This is a genomic window from Halobacillus litoralis (genome assembly GCF_020524085.2).
In the GTDB taxonomy this organism is placed as follows: domain Bacteria; phylum Bacillota; class Bacilli; order Bacillales; family Halobacillaceae; genus Halobacillus; species Halobacillus litoralis_E.
On record NZ_CP129016.1, the window covers coordinates 3,725,353 to 3,746,744 of the forward strand.

The window sequence follows — 21,392 nt, forward strand, 5'->3', positions numbered from 1 at the left end:
TTTTCCTCAGCGTTAGGGCGCTTTCCACTCGCGTTAAGTCACTTTCCTTCGGCGTTTGGGCACTTTCTTGCAATCTGTTATTCCTGTTCATGTGTTTATGAAGGTATGCTGCACTGCCTCCCGAAAAAAGAAACCGGACGCATGTCCGGTTTCTTCACTTCCTTTTTCTTCGATTCGATTTTCTTGTCGTTATTTTCTTCTCCGGGTCCTGCTTTTTCACCCATCGTAAATACTTCATCATATCCGGGTGGTCTTTCAAACGTTCGACACTATGATAAAAAGCAGCCAGTTCTTCATTTGTAAATAATGCATGAATCTGACGATGACAAGCACTGCACAGCATCGCCGTCGGTCCTTCCACGCCACCGTATTGTTTCGGTATTAAGTGATGTTCTGTCGTCTTGACCGGTGAGCGCGAACATAAATCACAGGTCTCTCCCATGAGTATCGACCTCCACCATGAAGGATCCTTCAAAGAAATACAAACAACTCTTGCGGACAGGCTGCTTCCAAATCTTTTCGAGAGCCGTTTGGTACAAGCTTAATTGTGTTCGGTACCTGTCCGCCAATTTCGCTGCTGCATCGTCTGCACCTTCAGGAATCGCATCCGATTTATAATCGAGAATCATCCAGCCATCTTCATATGGAATCATAGCGTCAATGACACCTTGAATGAAAACCTGCTCCTCCGTTGTTTCTTCCCAGTCTGCGTAAACCTCATCGGCAGGCAAAGTCAAACTGAATGGAACTTCACGTTCAATCTGATCCGTTTGTAATACATATTGCCCTATATCGGTTTGGAAAAAGTCCGCCACGGCATGACAGTCAATCACATCAGCTTCTTCGCGCCGGAGTACTTCCTTGAGAACCAAGTGCTCCACGTACTCCTCCACTTCCTCGCTCGTCCAGGGTTTTGTAAAAGGCAGATGTTGCATGACGGTGTGCATCGCTGTTCCGCGTTCCGCTGCACTCATCTGTTTTTCCTCCTGCATGAAACGAGGGCGTTTAACGATTGGTGCACGGTAAGGGACGAGCAGCTGGTCGCTTGAGTATTCGTCCTTCGTCTCACGCTGACGTTTGATTTCAGTCACGGTCTGCTTGGCTCTGGTGTGAGCTGCTTTGACATGAGGGTACACAAAGTCGAGGCGTTTCACATAGGATTCATCCACCTCATCAGAAACCGCAACCGGTTTCCATTCCTCAACCGCGTGCTGCAGCTGTTCATCCCGTTTTTCTTTCACTTCGTCAAGGACACTAAATTCACTTCCATGAGCAATGTGCACCCGCCATTGAGATTCGTCATAGTGAATTTCTTCAGCCGTCATCACTTCCACATCTCCCCGAAGGTCCATTGTGTGCTGATGACGAATTAACGAGGGACCGACCCAATCAAGGTAAGATTTTGCCTCCAAACGATCGTGTGGTGGGAGCACCCAGTCACGGGCATCCACAAAGTTCTGCCATTTCTCCTGTTTCTTTTCAAAAGAAGCGACATTGCCGACCATGACAAGCTTCTCCTTCGCTCTTGTCAATGCTACGTATAAGACTCTCATTTCCTCCGCTAAAAGTTCGCGCCGTTTGGCTTCTTTCAACGCGTGATAAGCAAGCGTCGGGTACATGAGCCTTTTTTCTGGGTTGATATAGCGTGAGCCGAACCCGTAATCTTTATGCAGTAAGTATCGGTTCTTCAAGTCCATCATATTGAACTGCTTGTCCATGGATCCAAGAATGACGACAGGGAACTCAAGTCCCTTACTTTTGTGAATGGTCATGATCCGGACCACATCTTCCTGCTCACCAAGGGCACGGGCCGCTCCGAGATCATCCCCTCTTTCTTCCATCCGCTCAATAAACCGAAGAAAGCGGAACAGCCCGCGGAAAGAGGTGGCTTCATAGGAGCGGGCACGATCGTACAAAGCCCTTAAATTCGCCTGACGCTGACGCCCTCCCGGCATTCCACCGACAAAGTCGTAGTAGCCCGTTTCACGGAAAATGTCCCAAATGAGTTCAGATAAAGCTCCTTGACGCGCCCGTTCCCGAAAGCTTTTCAACAGTCCCAGGAATTCGTCCACTTTCCGCCCTAGTTCATCCTTGGCTGTATAAGCCTGCATCGCTTCGTAATAGGTCGCGCGCTTCTTTGCAAGACGAATTTGTGCAAGCTCATCTTCATTTAGACCTACAATCGGCGATTTGAGCACAGAGGCAAGCGGGATATCCTGCATCGGGTTATCGATTACTTTGAGGAGGCTGAGCATTACTTTGATCTCAATCGCTTCGAAATATCCGGTAGAGAGCTCTGCATAAATCGGGATGCCTTGCTGCTTCAGTTCGTCCAGAATGGTCGAAGCCCACGTCATCGAACGCATCAGGATCACGATGTCCCGGTATTGTAATGGACGCTTCGTCCCGGTTTCTTTATCCACGACTTGAAGAGGTTCCGCGTCTTCATACCCCAGCCATTTGCGAATCATCTTCCCATAGGCGCGAGCTTCGAGCTGGGCTTTTTCTAAATCCTTATAAGCCTCATCCTCTTCACTGTCGCTTTCCTGTGATTCCCTGTCAATAAGGAAAAGCTCCGCATCAGCATCATCAGCTGTTAATTCATCATAGATTTTGTTGCTGTAAATGAGCTCCGCTTCCTTTTCATACTCCATCTCTCCGACTTCTTCATCAAGCACCTGACGGAAAATATAGTTCGTTGCATCCAGTACTTGTTTACGGCTTCGGAAGTTACGAGCCAGATCAATACGCTCCCCCTCATTTTCATCATTTCCGTAAAGCTTGTACTTGTTTAAAAATAAGGAGGGTTCTGCATGCCTGAACCGGTAGATACTCTGTTTCACATCTCCCACCATAAATAAGTGGCCGGCACCTTTTCCTTCCGTCAAAAGTCGAAGTAAGGTTTCATGGACAAGGTTCGTATCTTGATATTCATCAATTAACACTTCTGAAAACTGCTTTTGGAAACTTTCCGCAACCTGAGAAGGCACAAGGTCCACAGGAGTCGCTGTATCATCAAGCAATATATGCAGGCAATAGTGCTCCAAGTCTGAAAAATCGACGATCGCTTTTTCTTTTTTCAACTGTTCGTATCGCTCTTTAAAATCTTTCACGATGACGGCAAGCTGTTCCATGACGGGATGCAGGTCCTGCATATCCTTCAAATAACTTTCCAGCGAACGTGAGAACCATTCATCACGAACCTCATTCCACCGTTTCTTATAACGGTCCCGAATCTTTTTCGCCTTTTCTTTCTTATCTGCATTACAGTCCATTTTCTTTCGAGATAGCGTGGCGAATTTCTGTCCAGCCATAAAACTTTGCATCTCTGACCAGGAATGAGCAAGTGCTCCTTTTGCCTGCTGGATCAGCTCAAGGTCCGACTCTGCCGTTTCCGCATAAGCATAGGGGCCATCCGGTTCTCGTGTGAGTTCCAAGACTTGCCGGGCTTCTGTTTCCATCGCTTTCAGCTGACTGATCACTTCCTGTTTCAACAGGTTGAGCCATGGCAGGTCCACCTCACTCTCAACATCGGCCACGTTGTACATGTCTACCATTTGATCGATCCAGGCATCCGGCCACGGGTTTTGCGTCGCGAACGTATACAAATCAAGCACTAATTTTTCTACATCCAAGTCACTCCGGTCGCTTGAAAACCTTTCAACCACATCGAAGAAGCGCTGCTGCTCTTCGCCTTCTTTCCCGTACCAGTCCTCAAACAGCTCCTCAAGAACCTCCTGCTGAATCAAGTCCGATTCGACCGTATCGGCAATTCTAAATCCAGGGTCAAGATCAAGCAAGTAGGCATAGCGACGCACCACTTCCATACAGAACGAATGGAGCGTGGAGATGGAAGCGTTTTGCAGCAAGGACAGCTGCTTTTTCAAATGGTGGGAGCCTGGATTTTCTTCTAAAGCCTTCGCCAATGCCTGGCCCACACGATTCCTCATCTCCTGTGCCGCGGCATTCGTAAACGTCACCACAAGCAAGGAGTCGATATCGACAGGGTCATCTTTATGAAGGAGCTTTTGAATAATCCGCTCGACGAGAACCGCTGTCTTCCCCGAGCCAGCCGCCGCAGCCACGAGGATGTTCGATCCATGCGAATAGATCGCCCGCTCCTGTTCTTTTGTCCAACTGACCATTATGCATCCTCCTTCCCTTTCGTCAGTCTCTCCAGAACATCTTCATCTTTCATGTCCTGCAGTTTCCGGTAGTTGTGTTCTTCTAATGTCGGGTCGAACTGACAGACAGATCGGTACGAACAAAATTCACAGGCGACCTGCTGGTTTTTCTGAAACGGATCAAGATCGACAGCTCCGTCCGTTATTCTCGTGCCCGCTTCTGTCATCAACCCGCGGATGTACTGTTTCAGTTGTTCGAAACGCTCCTCATCCGCTGTTTTTGAACTCTTATAAAATCCACCCTTTGCTTTCAAAGCGGCAGGCACGATTTGGCTGTATCCCTTTTCAAGACCTGTATCCATCATTTGAACGACACGTTCATTTTCTAGAAGCAGCCCTTGCATTTTGAACTTCTTGAAAATCTCTTCTTCAATCTGCTCATCTTTAAGTAGCTGTTTCCCTGTAATCATCGGGTTGTGCACATGGAAATAAAGCACGCCTCCAGGGGTTGCATTTTTTCCGAGCCAATGTTCAGCGTTGGTCAGTACAACGTCTAAATAAGCGAGCATCTGCAGCGACAAACCATAAAAAACGTCAACGAGACTCAAGCCTTTGCTGCTTGATTTGTAATCAATGATCCTCAAAAATAAATCTTCTTCTGAAAGAGCTTTATCGACACGGTCAATACGTCCACGGAGCATAAGTTCATATCCATTCGGCAAGTTGAAAGACAATGGAGGCAGTTTCGCATCACCACCGGTCCCGAAGCCAAGCTCCAGACCAACAGGGGAAAATTGACTACTCCTAGCCTGCTCACTGAGAACGAACGTCGCTCGTGCAATGACTTGCTGCAGCTTCTTCTGAATATATTGATAGCGGTTCGAACTCTTTAAGATTTGATTTTGTAAGATTGGTGCCAGTGTATGGGTCGCTTTTTCTGCATAGAGGTTCGTCTCCTGACGATTTAATTGAGAAAAGTCACGTCCTTCAGCCTGAACCCACTCCGTGATTTGCTTGAGCGCTTCGTGGAAGAGCTGACCGATGTCAGGGGCATCCAACTTATAAGTTCTTCGTTCTTCAAGCCCGAGACTGTGCTGAGCGAAATACTGATACGAACAACGATGATACGTCTCGAGTCGCGAGACACTCGTTTTCACTTGTTTATCAAACAGCTTCCCTGTCGTCTCTTTTGAAAGAGGCACCGGTTTATTTTTGTAAAAAAGGCTCTGCAATACACGATTCGTCAATCCATGGGAAGATTCGTGCACAATATACCAGTTCAACAATTCCCACCAGACCGGCTGCATCTTATATCCTTTCAAATAGCGGGCAAACTGCGAGGTGAGTGCCGACCTCGTCTTTTGCGGATTCGTAATGAACCGTTCCGCTTCGTACAAATCATCAGGATCCTGTAAAAGCACATGCTCCTGCGTATTGGGGAACAACTCTTCGATCCGTTGGATGAGGGTTGCCGGAACCTTAGACTTCCCTTCTTCGTTACTGAGCGGATAGCTGATCCACAATTGATCTGCGGGCATCGTCAGAGCCAAGTAAACATAAAAACGATCATCCAGCAGCTGGCGATTACTTCCATCGGCAAGCTGAATGCCGTGCTCCGCAAGCAAGGAACGCTCCTGTTCGGAAATCATGCCATCACTTGGCGGCTTCATCGGCCACATTCCATCGGTGACGCCGAGAAGGAACGCCGCTTTAATCCCTGTCATCCTTGAACGGTCGACACTTCCAACGATCACATGGTCCATACTTGGCGGAACGTGGGCGAATGTCAGAGATTCCAAACCACTATCGATGGTACTACGGAAGACTTGGAGCGACATTTTTTCATCACCAGCCATTTCCACCATTTCATCGAGCAATTGCAGGAAATCATCCCATACTTGCGCCTGTTCACGCCCCCGCTCAATTTCCCCTTTTTCATCATAAAACGTACGCCAGGACTCGAGTTGATCCGGAACACGCAGACCTTCCAGCCATAAATAAATGACCCGTGCCCGTTCTTCAATCGTTTTGGCTGTCCTAAGCTCTTCATCAAACGGCTGCAGCGCTTGGCTCACTTGGTCACGGTACGCATTGATCCGGGTTTGTTTCGCTTTTTCTTCATCCGTTTGTGCAGACTGTTCAAATCCACGAAAGCGCTGGTAAATCCAGGGCTCATCTGAAAACCATTGACTGCGCGCCCGTATGCCGTACTCCAGTACGTAATTCTCCAGTTCGTCAATCGCATCTTCATTCAATGGATGCCTGCGGTCTGTCGCTGGAATAAAGCCGGTTTTTAATAGTCGAAAAACAGCATCATAACGGAAATTCCCTTCCACAACATCAAGACCAGAACGGACGAGTTCAATCATGGGATGGTTGAGCATCGTCCTTTTTTCATCGATGAACACCGGGATATCATAATCATCAAAGAGTGTTTCAATCAGACTATGGTAAACGTCCGGCTCACGCATCAAAATGGCTATATCCTTATAACGATAGCCGTGATCACGAACGAGATGAAGAATCTCCTGTGCCACCCCTTCGACTTCTGCACGAGGATGAACCGCTTCTGCAATCTGAATCGGTACTTTTCCTTCAAACGGATCTGCCGGCCTTACATCATAATACTTTTCCAAATGTAGAAAGGCGGGCTGGTCTTTCATACGACCTGAGGTATGGTCAAGCACCTCCGTATCTTCCAGCCGGACCCCCGCTTCCTCAGCCACCTTTTTCAGGTCAAGGTACGTTTGTTTCGTTTCATGAAAAAGGTCAAGCTCAGGATTTTCTTCTCCTGCCGGTTCTTCTGTCGTCAAGGTAACATGAACCGTCTTCACCTTTCTCAGAAGAGTTTCAATGACTTGATACTCCTGAGGCGTAAAGCTGTGGAACCCGTCGATGTACACTTCTGCGCCTTCTAAAAAAGAAGCCTCAGGAATTTTACTGGCCAGAAGCTTTAGCTGATCTTCACTATCTATGTATTGATCTTTCAGCGCATCAACAAGACGGTCATAAATATACGTCATATCATCCAGCTTGTCCTTCAACCCCTGCTCCTGACTCGTGGTGTGAACGAACTGATCAAGCGCGTCCATTTGTGCTTGAAGATCCTCCGGTGTAATACGGTAACGCTTGAATTCTGTGATCATCCCCTCCAATTGTTCAATGAATCCCTGCTTCTCCACCGCTTTTTGAAAAACACGCCAATCAGACGTCCGTTCCTCAACAATTTTGCGCAGCATCATCTGAACCCCTGTAGAGGTAATGAATTTTTTCGTCCCCCCTCCGGTTTCATGGAGCACTCTCCATGCAAGCCGTGAAAAACTGAAGACTTGGGCACGAATGGACCCCTCCACTCCTTGTCTTTTGAGAAGGCCGTATTCCTGTTGGAAGGTCATCTGATCCGGAACGATGTAGATGATCGCCGGTCCTCTTGGGTCATCTTTCAGTTTAGCTTCTATTTCATTTAAGCAACGCGTACTTTTTCCTGCTCCTGAACGACCGAGCAAAAAACGCAGCCCCATACCGACCGCTCCTTTCTTTCTCATTCTGTATTTATTTTATCATTTTTGCACCGTTTATGATGCTTTCCCGCTCTTCAACAATCCTTCCGTTTGTGGAAGACTCAGTTTCGAGATGCTTTCGGGTTGCGTTTGCCATTTGGGAGTTAGGGGTGGCTGGGAAGCTACTCGCTTTCCTGTGGGGGAGCGCCGAGCTTCCTCGGACTGCGTCCTGCGGGATCTCGCCCTAACTCCTTCTCCCACGGGAGTCTCGCAGCTTCCCAACCACCCATTCGATGTATTTGAGAAACGAACCCCTACACCGAGAGGAAGTGTCTCCCACTCTTCCCTTCCTAAGCAGGCATAAAGCCCTCTGTATCAAGCTTATACGTTTTGAATGCCCACTTGGGAGAGTGAATATTATCCACTTCCCACAATCATACAAGCTGATCTTTCCAGAAGTGGTTTCGAGACACTGATATAGCCAAGGGGCGGAGGGGAATGGCGAGACTCCTAACTTAAGTGTGCAGGCGCCTTGACCAGCGGCGTATGGACTGGACGGAGCTGGTGGAGATAAAGGAAACACGCAGAGCGGAGTGATTCGATGTTGACTTATCGTACAGAAGCGAGGGAAGTCTCACTAGCCGCTAGGCGCCGGAACCGGATATTTAAGAGGAAAAGAGTGCTAGGTGAGACCCCGCAAGGCGTCAGCCAGAGGAGGCTCATCGCGCTGCGGAAAGCGAGCTATTCCTCGCAGCCCCCATCCACTCAACAAAAGTCTCGAAACTGAGTCTTACACAATCCTGACATATAGTTGAATAACGATAGACATAAAAAAACCGCCCTTAAAGGACGGTTGCGTTTTAGAACTGCACGCCGAGTTGGTTCATAGGCCAGTATCGGACATCCACTTTTCCGACGACTGTATCAGCGGGTACAAAACCGAAATATCTACTATCCAAGCTGTCCCGTCTATTATCCCCCATCACGAATAAGTGACCCTCCGGGACCTTTTGGTGTCCCGTCACCTCTTCCAACGTGAAATCTTCCGTAAAAGGCAGTCCATCATTCGGACGGAGTGGATCGAGGTAACTTTCATCAACGCGTTTACCATTGATATACAGCTGATCCTCTCGAACAGCAATCTCATCCCCGCCGATTCCTATCACGCGCTTCACATAATCTTCTTCTTCATTTGCGTGAAAGACAATAACCTGCTGCCTTCCGATATCCCGCCAATCATAGACAGCTTTGTTGACCATTAATAAATTTCCGTCATAGAGCGTCGGCTCCATTGATTCGCCGTCTACAATATAGCTTGCGAATAAATAAGAGCGGAACACAAAAGCCAGCAACAGGGCGAATAATACCGTTCTGATCGCTCTTTTATATTTTTTCATTGTTTGCGCCTCCAGGTGTTATGCTACAAACATTTTACCCTTGCTGAGACAAACTTAATCCACACTCTGCGCTTTCTGTTCCGCCTTCATTTGTATTCTCTTTTCGATATACTTTCCAAGCACCCAGAAAAGCAGAATGCAAACGCCGACAACAATGGATTTCACTGGATTCTGCGCAAACGATGCAATGCTTGAACCTACATAGGCAATCGTAAAAATCATGACAGCTTTTCCTAAAAGGACGGCTAGAATAAATTGTTGTCTACTGACATGGGATAACCCAGAAACCACATTAATGATGGATGAAGGTGAAAAGGGAAAGCACATGAGCAAGAACAACGGTCCAAACCCATGCTCCTCCACCCACTTCGTCACTCTCTTCACTTGCTTCTGCCTTGTAATTTTCCTGAACAAACGCTTGTCCCCTAGTCGGCGAATAATAAAAAATACGCACAAAGATCCGAAAACAGCCCCAAGCCATGAATAAAGAAACCCTTTGAATAACCCATAAACGACAGCATTGGCTAAAACAAAGGCGACAAGTGGCAAAATCGGCAAAAACGCTTCAATAAGAGGAAATAGGATGCCCGGGATTGGCCCGAACCGCTCCAACCCTTCCAACTGCCTGATGATGTAATCAAATAATTGGTCATTCTCCGCTAAATGGCGCCATTGGTTGATTTTTTCAAACACTGAATCCATGATGCTGCTCCTTATGTACACTAGCGACCAGTGTATGCTTTTCTTTATTTTATCTGAAATTCCGCTCCATGCCTACCAGTATGTGAGCCCTTATCTAGCATTTCCCCTTCCTGCCATTTTCAACCTTTTTATAAAACTATCTTGCATACATTGGACCTTTCCGTGGTATAATACAAACTAGAACACTTGTTCGTATTCGGAGGAGAATGACATGAGGTATCTAAAACAAAACGAATTGGATCTCGCTTCCCGCTATTTGTTTTTATCTATGGCCATTACTGTAATCAGGCAGGATCGAAAACACATGGAACAAGGGAAATTCAAAATTAAGGAGCCGTACATGGAGATGCTCGGTAAAATGGAACTGGAAGCGCGAAAAGAGCGGAGAGAACTAAGAAAGCAAATGGACCAAATGAAGTTGCAGGTCGTTGAATCCGGCAGGAACGATTCCTTTACCTCTTTCCTTTTTTTGGCTCATGGATATGAGGAAAAGCGCAACTATTTCAATCCAGCCATCAGGAAAAAAGTGGAAAATATTTTGTTCGAGCTTATGAGAAGGTCTCAGCGATCCGTTCGACACGATGATCAGCAGCCACAGGTGTCGAATGGAACCGGTCCTCAAGAATGACGCGCAAATGGGCGGTTCGTTGAACTTGATTGGCGAACATACCATCAGAAACGGGAAGATTGACGGACATCCCGTTCGTAAATTGAACAGTCGTCGTTTTATTGGACTCTCCACGGTAGGAGCGGATATATTTGTGGGCGATCCAGGAGCAGTCTTTTCGTTTCGGGGAGATAATCGGGAAGAAATAAATGCCCATCGCTTCTGATATGACAATCGGGGGTTTGTGTGTGTAACCGGTCAGCTGCTTTGTGCCAGCGATCCGACCATCGAGGCTGCTTGCAAAGTAACGGCAGGAACGATCGATTAGATCACTTGGACATTTTGAAATGACAAAACGCTCATCCGTCTCCAAAACTTCCGTAACAGCTCGTCCATCCTCTCTGTTTTTGGCTATAAGAGCAATGGTCTGCGGATTAATCTCGTATTCTTTTCCATGAACATATGTCATCCACTACAACACCTCTTTCATTTCAAGTGGCGGCAGTCTGCACGTAGGTCGAATCTACCGCTCATATTCTTTAATTTACCAAATCAACCAACAAAAGTCTAAACATTCTTAAAAAATGTTTCATTTCGACGATTCTGCTATACTACAATTACACCTTTTCTTCTTTCTGCCCTTTGTTTCCTCTCTGCTCTTCACCACGACCAAAGTCAGGATTAAGTAATGTGAAGAAATCGAGTTCAGGCTGAACCGGTTGATCTTTCATTCGAAACACCTCTCAAGCAAAATTTCATTAAGGAGGAATACACATGTGGAGTCGAAAAAACAGGAAGCCGAAACTGGAGAAGAAGGATTTATCCATACATGATGTCCGAAAAGCCGTTCATGCTTATGCGGATGCCAAATCCAGCGATGTTCCACTAAGTGTGATCATCAACGAGGACCTTACCTTAGATTATGAACTTTTAGCTCCCTACTTAAAGGCTGTGCCCATTCAAAACTTCTACATGTCACGGGAAACCTATGAATTGTTTGAAGAACAGGACCGGGATCTTGCGCTGGATATCGATCTCGTTCAACATGCCGTCGATCAATATATGAAACAGACGCAGGAGCCTCCTATCATTGATGATGACCCATACAAACGGATAAGTTATTATAAGCTCGAAAATCATCATTTGTTACAACGAAGACCAGAACGTGACTTTTATCTCACAAAAGAAGAATTTATGATTACCTACAAAAAACCTGAATGATCATCGATCAGCCGTTCCTAAAGTCATCCCACCATCCACAACAATTTCCGTTCCCGTACAATAGGAACTGTCGTCAGAAGCAAGAAATGCAACAGCTTTAGCTATTTCCTGGGGCTGCCCAATTCTACCGAGCGGGATAGAATTATAAAAATCCGGTACCCCTTTTCCCTCTGTCGCCATCTCAGTCTCCACGCCGCCTGGGTGAACCATATTGACCCGAACTCCAGACGGACCGAGTTCAATAGCTGCTGCTTTCGACATAGCCACCACAGATGCTTTGGTTGCCGCGTATGCAGATGAATGTCTAATCGGAGCGAAAGAAGAAATGGACAAGTTATTCACGATGGAACCCGTGCCCTGTTTAATCATATAAGGAACAACTGCCTGCATTCCGAAGAATACCCCAAGCTGATTCACTTGGATCAATTGCTCATACTCCTCCGTTTTCATCTCTATAAAAGGCTTTCGGATTAAAAGACCGGCGTTATTCACAAGCACATTCAGCCGCCCGAATTTCTTGACGATCTCAGCTGTTGCAGCCAGCCATTCCTCATTCTTCGTTACATCTAATTGTACAGCAAGTGCTTCCGAAGATCCTGTAGATGCAACCACCTCTTCAGCAAGGTGGACATCCCGTCCTCCAAATGCCACCGATGCTCCAAGAGATAACAAATATTCTGCAATGACCTTTCCCTGTCCACGATTTGCACCAGTCACCAACACAACTTGACCATCTAACTTTCTCATCACACTTTAAGCTCCCTTCCATCCATCATTCCGTTATTTTAAACAACACAAGTAGCAAAGCTCATACTTTCAAATCCAAACCTCTGCCACACACAAGTTATTTAAGTAAGGGGCAGAATTGTGGAAGACTTAATTTCGAGACTTACTTTCGGAGGTTCGTTGCCCGGGTTGAGCGCCAGGGGGCTGGGAAGCTACTCGCTTTCCTGTGGGGGGTTCCTCGGACTTCGTCCTGCGGGATCTTGCCTATCTCCTTTCTCCCACGGGAGTCTCGCAGCTTCCCAACCATCCCTTTCAATGTAAGGGAGAAACGAACCCCTGTACCAATGGATGGTCTTCCACTATCCAACTGTTAAAGGTATAAGGCGCACTGGATCAAGCTCTCACGTGCTGTGGAGGTTTTATAAACCACTTCCCATAATCATACGATATGGCAAAGGGGCGGAGGGAAACGGTGAGACTCCTATGGGACGTGTGGGACAGGTGAGACCCCGGAAGGCGTAGCCTGAGGAGGCTCACCGCCCGCCCCATGGAAAGCGAACCTTTTCCCGGAGACCCCAGAACCACAAAACGTCTCGAAACTGAGTCTTCAAGAAAAGGGGGCTTATATTTAAAAGGCCAGACACAAAAAAAGTGCCCATGCTCGCGTGAGCATGGGCCAAAAGAGACGACTGGTTAACTTTTGAGTGAGGGAATAAATTGTTGGAAAAGATCTTTTGAGAGGAAAGACTTTTCCGTGACACTCATCAGTAAACAACGTTACTGACCTATTTATGACAACCAAATCATAAATAGTTATGAGATAAATAAGCATCACCGCTTATCTGTTTCTATTGTAATATATCCTAGGTCCAGCTTCACCGAAAAAAAGTTGCGGAGGTCCGCAAACTGGTGCGAATTTTCTAGTAAATGACATAGGACAACTTTAAAATCTAGTTATATTGGACGGATAATCCGATCCACCTCCTCTGTCAGTACCTCTTCTTCTTTTCAAATTGACGCTGTTGTGTTTCAAGATCAAGTAGATTTGCATGGGTCCCTTTCCTAATTCCCCTCACTTCTTGATGAGAAGATTGAATTTTCTTTTGAAAGAACCAATCCACAAGTAAGCCATCAAAAAAATAGTCGGCAATCGTCAAGCCATCAGATATATGAATATGAATATCATAATGATTGCCGAGGTTTTCAATTTCATTTGCGAATTTCCGCAAATATCTTTGTGCGGTATGGATGGCGGTGTCCGCATCATCCACTCGAGATCCGTAGCACATAACCACCTATCAAACATCTCGAAACTGAGTCTTCAAGTATACGGAGCTTTAGGTGGAAGAGAAAATTTAAAAAGCTCAAAGTCTATTCGACTTTGAGCTTGAATAGGATCTTAAACTTATTTAGAGTTCGTTAGTTGTTCCCGTAAATTTTTGCGAAGAATTTTCCCAGTTGTGTTTTTAGGAAGCTCCGACATAAATTCAATACGCGAAGGGACCTTATACTTCGCTAAATGATCACGGCAATATTCTTTTAGTTGGGTTTCTGTCAAAGTTGGGTTTTTAGATACGACAAAGCTTATGACTGTTTCACCCAGCTCAGGATCGGGTGCTCCTACGACCGCAACTTCAGTGACATCTTCGTGTTGGTACAATACTTCTTCTACTTCTCTCGGGTAGACATTATATCCTCCAACAAGGATCATATCTTTTTTTCGATCGACGATGTAAAAATATCCGTCTTCATCCTGTCGTGCCATGTCTCCTGTATATAACCACCCATCACGAATTGTGACTGCAGTCTCTTCAGGAAGTTTATAATATCCCTTCATGACGTTCGGACCTTTAACAATCAATTCGCCTACCTCACCAGCAGGCAGCTCTTCACCAAGTTCATCCACCACTTTATTTTCTACATTTTTTATATTTTGCCCGATGGATCCTGCTTTTCTTGGTCGATCCAGGGGATTGAAAGCTGTAACAGGTGAGGCTTCGGAGAGTCCGTAGCCTTCTGAAACACGTACGTTGAACTGTTTTTTCGAATGATTCCAATAAAGCGACCGGCAAAGAGGAACCTCCAGAAATGCAGAGGCGCATGTAGCGGAACGTTGGCGCCTGTTCTTTACCTGTCTGTAATAAATAGTTATACATGGTCGGAACGCCGGCAAACACCGTTGCCTGGTGTTCTTCTGCCGTTGCAAATACTTCTTGAGGAGAGAATTTAGGTACGATTAGTACGGTTCCGCCATTCATGACCGGTGCATTTAAGCAGACCGTCAAGCAGAAAACATGAAACATCGGTAACGTAGCAATCACACGATCCTCCGAGGTGAATTCCAGGTAATCCGCTACATCCGTCGCATTCGAGTATAAGTTTTGATGTGTGAGCATCGCTCCTTTTGGTTTCCCTGTCGTTCCAGAAGTGTAAAGAATAACTCCCACATCCTGATCATCGAGTGGAGGGGTTTCATAGTTTAAACGGCCTTCAGCGACAACACTTGTAAACGATTTCATTTTTCCGTTCAAAGAAGAAGTCTGCAAATCCACCCCTGTTCCGGTGTCTGCTACGAAATAGTGGCCGACATCAAGATCCTGGTCCATCACTTCAAATTTCTCGATCAGTACATCCATCGTGATGACAGCCTTAACGTCTCCATTTTTCAAAATGTAACTCATTTCATCAACGGTGTACGTAGGGTTAATCGGTATGACGGTTGCCCCTGCCCGGAGTGCTCCGTAAAGTCCGATCATGAACAAGGGACTGTTCCCACTCACAAGCGCCAGATGATCTCCTTTTTCATAACCTAGTTCAGACAACTTAGAAGCGAATTTAGTGACTGTTGCATCAAACTCTTGATAACTCACCCGCTGGCCTTGAAATATGTAGGCATCTTTAGCAGGATGACGCTGAGCCGTAAGCGACAGTTGTTCGCTTAGATTCATGTATGCTCCCCCTTAATTATGAATGAATAGTCATTCATTTTATTAATTTTCAATATAATTATAAAATACTGAAAACTTTTTAGCAACATTTGTCGCCATAAGGCACTTGGAGTGAAAAAAAGGAACGATCCTTAGATAGGACCGTTCCTTTTATTAATAGACCATATCAAGAAAGTCTTCTTTGCTGATTTTACCCAGATAGTGAGAAACATCCAAGTCACCTAGAGTTTCAGATATCGCCTGGCGTTCATACTTCGTACCAATTAATGTTTCTTCAATCTCATTGATGTCCCCAACACCAAAGAAATCACCAAAGATCTTCGCGTTCTGAATATGCCCTTTGGCTACATCCAGACGAATGTCATAACTTCCGGCACCTTCAATTCGCTTCGTATGCTGAATGTTGAATTTCGGGGACTTGCCGTAATTCCAATCCCAATTTTTATAGCGTTCTTCTGCGAGCTTGTAAATGTTATCCCAATCCTCTTGCGTCAATTTGTATTGAGGAACATCCTTCACATCTTCAACATCGAAAATATAGCGAAGGATCAAGTTCTTGAAATCTTCCATAGATATCTTTTCATCAAGGAATTCAGAGATATTCGCCACACGACTACGAATGGATTTTATCCCTTTCGACTTGATTTTCTCTGTTTTCACATTCAGCGCAGAAACAACGTTTTCGATCTCTGAGTCCAGCATTAATGTACCGTGACTGAACATGCGGCCTCGCGTGGAGAATTGAGCATTCCCTGAAATTTTCCGTCCATCTTCTGCAACAATATCATTACGTCCTGACAGCTCTGCGTTTACACCCAATTTTTTAAGTGCTTCTGTTACAGGTTTTGTGAATTTAGCGAAATCATGAAAACTGTCCCCGTCGTCCTTCGTAATGAAACTGAAGTTCAAGTTTCCGAGATCATGATATACCGCACCTCCGCCAGATAGACGACGAACGACATGGATGCCGTTCTCCTCTACATAGCTTGTATTGATTTCTTCCACCGTATTTTGGTTTTTACCAATGATGATGGAAGGTTCGTTGATATAGAACAGTAAGTAAGTGTCGTTGATATCAAGATTTTTTAATGCGTATTCTTCTATGGCCAAGTTAATGCGAGGATCATTGATCCCCTCATGGTCGATAAAAAGCATGCGTTTCATCCTTTCAGTCCGTATTGTCCATGTACCATTGTAATCGTTTAAGGGCGTGGAAACAATTCATTTACTCCATGTAAGCCCTTCATCCGCCAGTTGAATGGTTCCGCCGAAGATATCCTCCGCTTCCTGACGCAACTTCGTCAACTGGCCAAAGTGCGGCAGATGACTGAGCCACAAGTTTTTCACATTGGCCTCTTCAGCAATAGTGGCTGCTTCCGTACTCGTCATATGACCAGCTTTCATCCCCTCCATGCCTTTATAAAAGTTTGTATCTGTAATAAGAAGATCTGCATTTCTTGCAAATGTCGCCCACTCTTTAAAATAGCTTGTATCTGCTGTGTAAACCGCCGTGTCGTCACCATCAGAAATTCGCATACCATAACAAGGTACTGGGTGATTCGTTTTTTGGAATTGGATGGAGAAAGGCCCTACTTCCAACGTTTTATCGGGATCATAAGCTATTCCCTTGGTATATTGATGTGTTAGTGTTTCAAACTTCTTTTTCTCCTCTCTATGACCATAGATTGGAAGTGTTTCGTTTGTTTCTGCAAGGGTATTCTGAACAAGACAGGCATATTGAAGAGGCCCAATATCCGCAATATGGTCATGGTGATAATGAGAAAGAACGACCGCATCAAGTTCCTCTACCTTCTTAAACTGTTGCAACCTGGATAACACACCACTCCCACAGTCGATAAGCATCGAAAAACCATCTTTTTCAAATAAATAGCCAGAAGTAGCACTACCCGCTGCAGGATAAGCTCCCCAATAACCGATAATTGTCACTTTCATTTTCATCACTCCTAAAACTTTTTGCCTAATTGTATATTGTTTTATAACAGATGGTTGATTTCTGAATATTGTTATAATACAATGGTTTTACATTAAAAATTAATTGGAGGCGATTTACAGATGATGAGTGTTCTTGAGTTCTTCCGTAACCTTCCGAAAAAGCACTGCTCCAACTGTGGAAATGTGATCCAGGAAAAAGCTGACTGCTATGGCAACATTTGCGACGAATGTGACCACCCGGCCCGCTAAGTCTAGTATTCCACAAAAAACATAACAAAGAACATCAGATTTGGAGCAGCTGTAAAAAGCTGCTATTTTTTTTGCCCATTTCTTCCCTCTTCCATAATAGCTCCCTATTTTTGAATACTCAGTTTCGAGACTTTTGTTGAGTGAATGGGGCTGCGAGACTCCCGTGGGAGAAAGGAGATAGGCGAGATCCCGGAGGGCTTTAGCACGAGGAAGCTCGGCACTCCCCCACAGGAAACCGAGTAGCTTCCCAGCCACCCCTGACGCTCAACATGGCAACTACCCCCGAGATATCTCGAAACTGAATCTTCTACAATCCTGCCATATATCGAAATAACCCAACAAAAAAACTATCCATCCGGCAGGCAGTGCTACTGGATGGATAGTTTTTTTCGTTTTGTAGAATTTCTTACAAGCAGCTGATGAGGATAAACATATCTGTTCGGGGCAAGGGCCCCGGGATGTAATAGTTGTTGGATTAACACTTCAACCGTTTTATCGGCCATTTGTTTTACTGGTTGTTCAACCGTTGTCACAGAAGGAACCATCAATAAAGAAATCATCTGGTTATCAAAGCCTACGACGGCTAAATCATCAGGAATTATCCAATCGGAAGAGGAAGACGCTTCATAAATTAAACCAGCCGCAACCTCGTCGGATCCAGTAAACACCCCATCTACATGTGGAAGCTCATCTTTAATCATATGGAAGACCTTCTGGCCATCACTAACGTCCATGGCCCAGTCAATGGCTAATTCCTCTTGATAAGGAACTCCGTGTTCAGACAAAGCTTCGATAAAACCTTCTTTCCGTTTTTTTGCCAAGTGGCTTTCCGGACCGCCGCTTACATAGGATATGTGTGTACACCCCTGTTCCAACAAGTGAAGGGTTGCTTCGTATGCCGCTTGCTTGTGGTCCATATGAATCATTGGAATACTGGACTCGTCCATATATTCATTGCAAAAGACAATGGGTCCACACTCTAAAAAGGATTTAACATCCTCCCATTCATTAACAAGGGAAGCCATAATGACACCATCCACTTGCTTCGTCTTTAATAATTGTAGATAATCCATTTCTTTTTTCTTGGAATCATGTGTTTGACAGACGATTACTTGATATCCCCACTCGGAAGCCTTTTCCTCCATCGCCTCTATCAAATTACCGAAAAAAGGGTTCGTCAGTCGTGGCAAGAGAACGGCAATCGTCTCCGTTTTTTGACTTCGAAGACGACGGGCGGAAGAATTGGGGACATATCCAAGGTCGTTCATGGCTTGAATGATTCGCTGTCTTTTTTCATCTGTCACGTAAGGCTGATCATTGATGACTCGGGAGACCGTTGTCCTCGATAATCCAGCCAGTTTCGCTACATCTTCAATCGTAGCCATACTTACTCCCCCTTGATGCTTTCTTGAAAACGTTTCCAATTTTAATCATACTAATCATTCGTGTTTCTTGCAAGCCCTTTCATATATTGAGATAGATTTTACTACCAACTCCAACCCTTGCAATTAATCTTGAAAACACATATTAACCTTACACCTTAAATAAAATGAAAATAGGAAAAAATAGGGAGTTGGTTCACCTGAAAAAAGTTCTGATCATCGCTGATCCTGGTGTGGATGATGCGTTTGCCATTATGTATGCCCTTTTACATCCAGGAATTGATGTTGTAGGTATCGTCGCAGAATATGGGAACGTGCGTCAGGAAATCGCCTTAAGAAACACCGCCTACTTGCTACAATTGGCTAATAAAACTAATATTCCAATTATTAAAGGTGCGGATAAACCACTGACAGGCACAGAGCCAGAGTTTTTCTATGATATCCATGGAGCCCACGGCCTCGGAGAAATCATCCCAACCGTTCAGACACCTGACCATAATCGTTTCCAGAGAGTTTACGAACTCATCCATACATATGGGAAAGATTTAACCATAATAAACCTCTCTCGATTAACCTCTCTCGCTCTTACCTATATTCAATCTGAAAGTAATATCCATACAGCTGGGGATGTCTATGTCATGGGGGGTGCCTTCTTCGTACCTGGTAATCGTACTCCAGTAGCAGAAGCAAATGTATATGGAGACCCTCAAGCCGCTAAAATCGTAGCTGCTCATGGAGAAAATGTCACCTTTGTCCCATTGAATATCAGTAACCGTGCAGTCATTCCCCTGGATACGGTAAAGAAAGTCGCAGCAGAAAACGATACACCTTTTTCAAAAATCATTTATCCCATCATGAATTACTACAGTACCCAGTATGAATCCATCATTCATGGAATTGATGGCGCTCCTCTTCATGATGTGACTTTATTCTCCTATTTAATGAATCCTAAAGATTATAAGATTGTAGAGCGGCAAGTAAGTGTGAATGCCATCGGTCCATCTAAAGGACTCACCTATGCTGACTTCCGACCCGCACCTGATTATATAGAAGGCTATCCCATGCACAATATTATTATAGACTTCGATCGAGAAGCCTTCATCGAAGACTTTATCAGAATCATGACAGCTAACTAGTTTATAAAAAAGGAAGCACTCCTAAGAATGCTTCCTTTTTAATGATAGAGAAAGTTTATGACATTTTGAACGGCTGTTTCTCCCTGGTCGATGCAATCAGGCAGACCGATCCCTCGGTAAGAGCCACCTGCAAGGTAAACGCCTGGAAGGTCCTTCTCCATTTGTTCCGTAATCTCACTTACCCTCTGTTTATGACCCACCGTATATTGAGGCATCGCGTCATACCACCGGGTGACAATAGAGAATTCAGGTTTAGCCGTAATATTCATCGTTTTGTTTAGATCATTCAAGACGATCGCTTCAATCTCTTCGTCCGTTTTACCTACCACTTCATGGTCGGAAGGTTTCCCAACATAGCATCTCAAGAGAACTTTCCCTTCAGGTGTCGAATGAGGCCACTTTTTATGGGTCCATGTACAAGCGGTAATGCGGAAGTCACTGTTTCTTGAGACCACAAAACCGGTCCCGTCAATATCCTTTTTAATAGCTGAGGCATCGAAGGCCATGGCGACGTTTGCTACAGATGTAGCATTGGTTTCTTTAAACGGTTCTAAGAAATCATACTGAGACAGCATGCGCTGCACGGCATAATGGGGAGCGGCTAATATAACTGCCTCTGCTTCTCTTACCGTTCCATCACTTAATAAAAGATGATAACCATTGGCTTTCTTTTCGATATGATCCACCTTTACGCTTTTTTGGACAGTTCCAGGCTCCAATTTTTCTTCGATTGCATCCACAAGAGAGCCGAGGCCGTTTCTTAAAGTACGGAACATGCTCGGTTTCTTTTCACCTTTTTTCGGATTCTTCATCGGATACGTCTGACGCAACCCTTTAATAAGACTGCCGTATTTCTGTTCGAGGTCATAAAAGTTCGGAAACGTGGATTGCAAACTCAAACGATCAATATCTCCTGCATAAATGCCGGACAAGAGCGGTTCTATTAGGTTTTCAACGACCTCATTACCCAGTCTTCTTCGGAAAAACAAGCCGAGGGACTGATCTCCTTCGACCGTTTTTTTCGACTTGACCAAATCTAAAGCAGCTCTTGCCTTTCCTACTGGACTGAATAACCCAGAAAAAAGGAATGGGCGGATCCTCGTCGGGATTCCCATAAAAGAGCCGCTTGGCATTTTATGAAGTTTGCCATTCACCAAAATGTAGGACTGACCTGTACCGTTTGGCACAAGTTCCTCCCCGAGACCTACTTCTCTCGCAAGACGCCCGGCACTTTCTTTACGGGCGAGAAAAGAGTCCGGGCCACGCTCGATTGTGAAGCCATCTTTTTGTACCGTATCGATTTTCCCACCCAGGTGATCGCTGGATTCCAATAATTGAACATCCAGTGGATAGCCTTGCTCCTGTGCTTCTTTTTGTAAGTAGTACGCAGAGGTTAACCCTGAGATTCCTCCGCCTACGACGACGACACGCTTTTTCCCTTCCATAA

Annotated in this window: 16 protein-coding genes and 1 pseudogene; 4 read left to right on the forward strand and 13 right to left on the reverse strand. The window is 45.2% G+C overall.

All coding sequences use genetic code 11. The annotated features are described in order from the left end of the window. Positions 1 to 154 precede the first annotated feature (154 nt). The 5 genes from LC065_RS19145 to LC065_RS19165 form a co-directional block, all read right to left on the reverse strand. Complete coding sequence (locus LC065_RS19145; RefSeq protein ID WP_226588023.1) at positions 155 to 442, reverse strand: HNH endonuclease; 288 nt, start codon at positions 440 to 442, stop codon at positions 155 to 157. Further along, positions 426 to 4,145 (reverse strand): helicase-exonuclease AddAB subunit AddA, encoded by a 3,720-nt coding sequence (gene addA, locus LC065_RS19150; RefSeq protein ID WP_306163635.1) that lies wholly within the window; start codon positions 4,143 to 4,145, stop codon positions 426 to 428. Before addA ends, LC065_RS19145 begins: the two co-directional genes overlap by 17 nt. Continuing rightward, positions 4,145 to 7,645 (reverse strand): helicase-exonuclease AddAB subunit AddB, encoded by a 3,501-nt coding sequence (gene addB / locus LC065_RS19155; protein WP_306163636.1) that lies wholly within the window; start codon positions 7,643 to 7,645, stop codon positions 4,145 to 4,147. The genes addA and addB overlap by 1 nt, the downstream gene beginning before the upstream one ends. Before the next feature lie 839 nt (positions 7,646 to 8,484). Next, entirely contained in the window at positions 8,485 to 9,021 is a 537-nt protein-coding gene (gene lepB, locus LC065_RS19160) for a signal peptidase I (RefSeq protein ID WP_226588017.1), read from the reverse strand. A 54-nt stretch (positions 9,022 to 9,075) separates the two neighbouring features. Then, the gene (locus LC065_RS19165; RefSeq protein WP_226588015.1) at positions 9,076 to 9,723 is read right to left on the reverse strand and encodes a TVP38/TMEM64 family protein; all 648 of its coding nucleotides are present in this window, start codon (positions 9,721 to 9,723) and stop codon (positions 9,076 to 9,078) included. A 211-nt stretch (positions 9,724 to 9,934) separates the two neighbouring features. Between LC065_RS19165 and LC065_RS19170 the strand changes: the two genes are divergently transcribed. Beyond that, a complete protein-coding gene (locus tag LC065_RS19170) occupies positions 9,935 to 10,351 on the forward strand; it encodes a YhjD family protein (protein ID WP_226588013.1) in 417 nt (138 codons plus the stop codon). Here LC065_RS19170 and LC065_RS19175 read toward each other — a convergent pair. Next, positions 10,272 to 10,799: a competence protein ComK gene (locus LC065_RS19175; protein WP_226588011.1), complete on the reverse strand. Its 528-nt coding sequence runs from the start codon at positions 10,797 to 10,799 to the stop codon at positions 10,272 to 10,274. The two genes, LC065_RS19170 and LC065_RS19175, sit on opposite strands and share 80 nt — an antisense overlap. Positions 10,800 to 11,104: 305 nt before the next feature. On the opposite strand from LC065_RS19175, the gene LC065_RS19180 reads away from it, so the two are divergent. Next, positions 11,105 to 11,551, forward strand: coding sequence for a DUF3939 domain-containing protein (locus tag LC065_RS19180; protein ID WP_226588009.1), 447 nt, complete (start codon positions 11,105 to 11,107; stop codon positions 11,549 to 11,551). Here LC065_RS19180 and LC065_RS19185 read toward each other — a convergent pair whose 3' ends face one another. The 5 genes and pseudogenes from LC065_RS19185 to LC065_RS19205 form a co-directional block, all read right to left on the reverse strand. After that, positions 11,552 to 12,298, reverse strand: a complete 747-nt coding sequence (locus LC065_RS19185; protein ID WP_306163963.1) for an SDR family NAD(P)-dependent oxidoreductase — start codon at positions 12,296 to 12,298, stop codon at positions 11,552 to 11,554. Between the two features lie 968 nt (positions 12,299 to 13,266). Beyond that, the gene (locus LC065_RS19190; protein ID WP_226588006.1) at positions 13,267 to 13,566 is read right to left on the reverse strand and encodes a hypothetical protein; all 300 of its coding nucleotides are present in this window, start codon (positions 13,564 to 13,566) and stop codon (positions 13,267 to 13,269) included. 116 nt (positions 13,567 to 13,682) lie between these two features. Beyond that, positions 13,683 to 15,225, reverse strand: a pseudogene (locus LC065_RS19195) (fatty acid--CoA ligase family protein). A 153-nt stretch (positions 15,226 to 15,378) separates the two neighbouring features. Next, positions 15,379 to 16,380: a lipoate--protein ligase gene (locus LC065_RS19200; RefSeq protein ID WP_226588002.1), complete on the reverse strand. Its 1,002-nt coding sequence runs from the start codon at positions 16,378 to 16,380 to the stop codon at positions 15,379 to 15,381. Positions 16,381 to 16,446: 66 nt separating this feature from the next. Then, complete coding sequence (locus LC065_RS19205) at positions 16,447 to 17,178, reverse strand: MBL fold metallo-hydrolase (protein ID WP_226588000.1); 732 nt, start codon at positions 17,176 to 17,178, stop codon at positions 16,447 to 16,449. Between the two features lie 120 nt (positions 17,179 to 17,298). Between LC065_RS19205 and yhfH the strand changes: the two genes are divergently transcribed. Further along, positions 17,299 to 17,427, forward strand: a complete 129-nt coding sequence (gene yhfH, locus LC065_RS19210; protein WP_074735206.1) for a protein YhfH — start codon at positions 17,299 to 17,301, stop codon at positions 17,425 to 17,427. A 368-nt stretch (positions 17,428 to 17,795) separates the two neighbouring features. Here yhfH and LC065_RS19215 read toward each other — a convergent pair whose 3' ends face one another. Then, entirely contained in the window at positions 17,796 to 18,812 is a 1,017-nt protein-coding gene (locus LC065_RS19215) for a LacI family DNA-binding transcriptional regulator (protein WP_226587998.1), read from the reverse strand. Positions 18,813 to 19,000: 188 nt separating this feature from the next. On the opposite strand from LC065_RS19215, the gene LC065_RS19220 reads away from it, so the two are divergent. After that, on the forward strand, positions 19,001 to 19,945 hold the full coding sequence (locus LC065_RS19220; protein ID WP_306163637.1) for a nucleoside hydrolase: 945 nt from the start codon (positions 19,001 to 19,003) through the stop codon (positions 19,943 to 19,945). Between the two features lie 38 nt (positions 19,946 to 19,983). On the opposite strand, the gene hemY is transcribed toward LC065_RS19220, so the two are convergent. Continuing rightward, positions 19,984 to 21,390 carry a protoporphyrinogen oxidase gene (gene hemY / locus LC065_RS19225; RefSeq protein WP_306163638.1) on the reverse strand — a complete coding sequence of 469 codons (1,407 nt, stop codon included), beginning with the start codon at positions 21,388 to 21,390 and terminating at the stop codon, positions 19,984 to 19,986. Positions 21,391 to 21,392 lie beyond the last annotated feature (2 nt).

What these genes read in the sequence shown, in the direction of transcription:
- LC065_RS19145 (WP_226588023.1), bottom strand. Translation starts at nt 442, where the DNA reads ATGGGAGAGACCTGTGATTTATGTTCGCGCTCACCGGTCAAGACGACA.
- addA (WP_306163635.1), bottom strand. Translation starts at nt 4,145, where the DNA reads ATGGTCAGTTGGACAAAAGAACAGGAGCGGGCGATCTATTCGCATGGA.
- addB (WP_306163636.1), bottom strand. Translation starts at nt 7,645, where the DNA reads ATGGGGCTGCGTTTTTTGCTCGGTCGTTCAGGAGCAGGAAAAAGTACG.
- lepB (WP_226588017.1), bottom strand. Translation starts at nt 9,021, where the DNA reads ATGAAAAAATATAAAAGAGCGATCAGAACGGTATTATTCGCCCTGTTG.
- LC065_RS19165 (WP_226588015.1), bottom strand. Translation starts at nt 9,723, where the DNA reads ATGGATTCAGTGTTTGAAAAAATCAACCAATGGCGCCATTTAGCGGAG.
- LC065_RS19170 (WP_226588013.1), top strand. Translation starts at nt 9,935, where the DNA reads ATGAGGTATCTAAAACAAAACGAATTGGATCTCGCTTCCCGCTATTTG.
- LC065_RS19175 (WP_226588011.1), bottom strand. Translation starts at nt 10,799, where the DNA reads ATGACATATGTTCATGGAAAAGAATACGAGATTAATCCGCAGACCATT.
- LC065_RS19180 (WP_226588009.1), top strand. Translation starts at nt 11,105, where the DNA reads ATGTGGAGTCGAAAAAACAGGAAGCCGAAACTGGAGAAGAAGGATTTA.
- LC065_RS19185 (WP_306163963.1), bottom strand. Translation starts at nt 12,298, where the DNA reads ATGAGAAAGTTAGATGGTCAAGTTGTGTTGGTGACTGGTGCAAATCGT.
- LC065_RS19190 (WP_226588006.1), bottom strand. Translation starts at nt 13,566, where the DNA reads ATGTGCTACGGATCTCGAGTGGATGATGCGGACACCGCCATCCATACC.
- LC065_RS19200 (WP_226588002.1), bottom strand. Translation starts at nt 16,380, where the DNA reads ATGCTTTTTATCGACCATGAGGGGATCAATGATCCTCGCATTAACTTG.
- LC065_RS19205 (WP_226588000.1), bottom strand. Translation starts at nt 17,178, where the DNA reads ATGAAAGTGACAATTATCGGTTATTGGGGAGCTTATCCTGCAGCGGGT.
- yhfH (WP_074735206.1), top strand. Translation starts at nt 17,299, where the DNA reads ATGATGAGTGTTCTTGAGTTCTTCCGTAACCTTCCGAAAAAGCACTGC.
- LC065_RS19215 (WP_226587998.1), bottom strand. Translation starts at nt 18,812, where the DNA reads ATGGCTACGATTGAAGATGTAGCGAAACTGGCTGGATTATCGAGGACA.
- hemY (WP_306163638.1), bottom strand. Translation starts at nt 21,390, where the DNA reads ATGGAAGGGAAAAAGCGTGTCGTCGTCGTAGGCGGAGGAATCTCAGGG.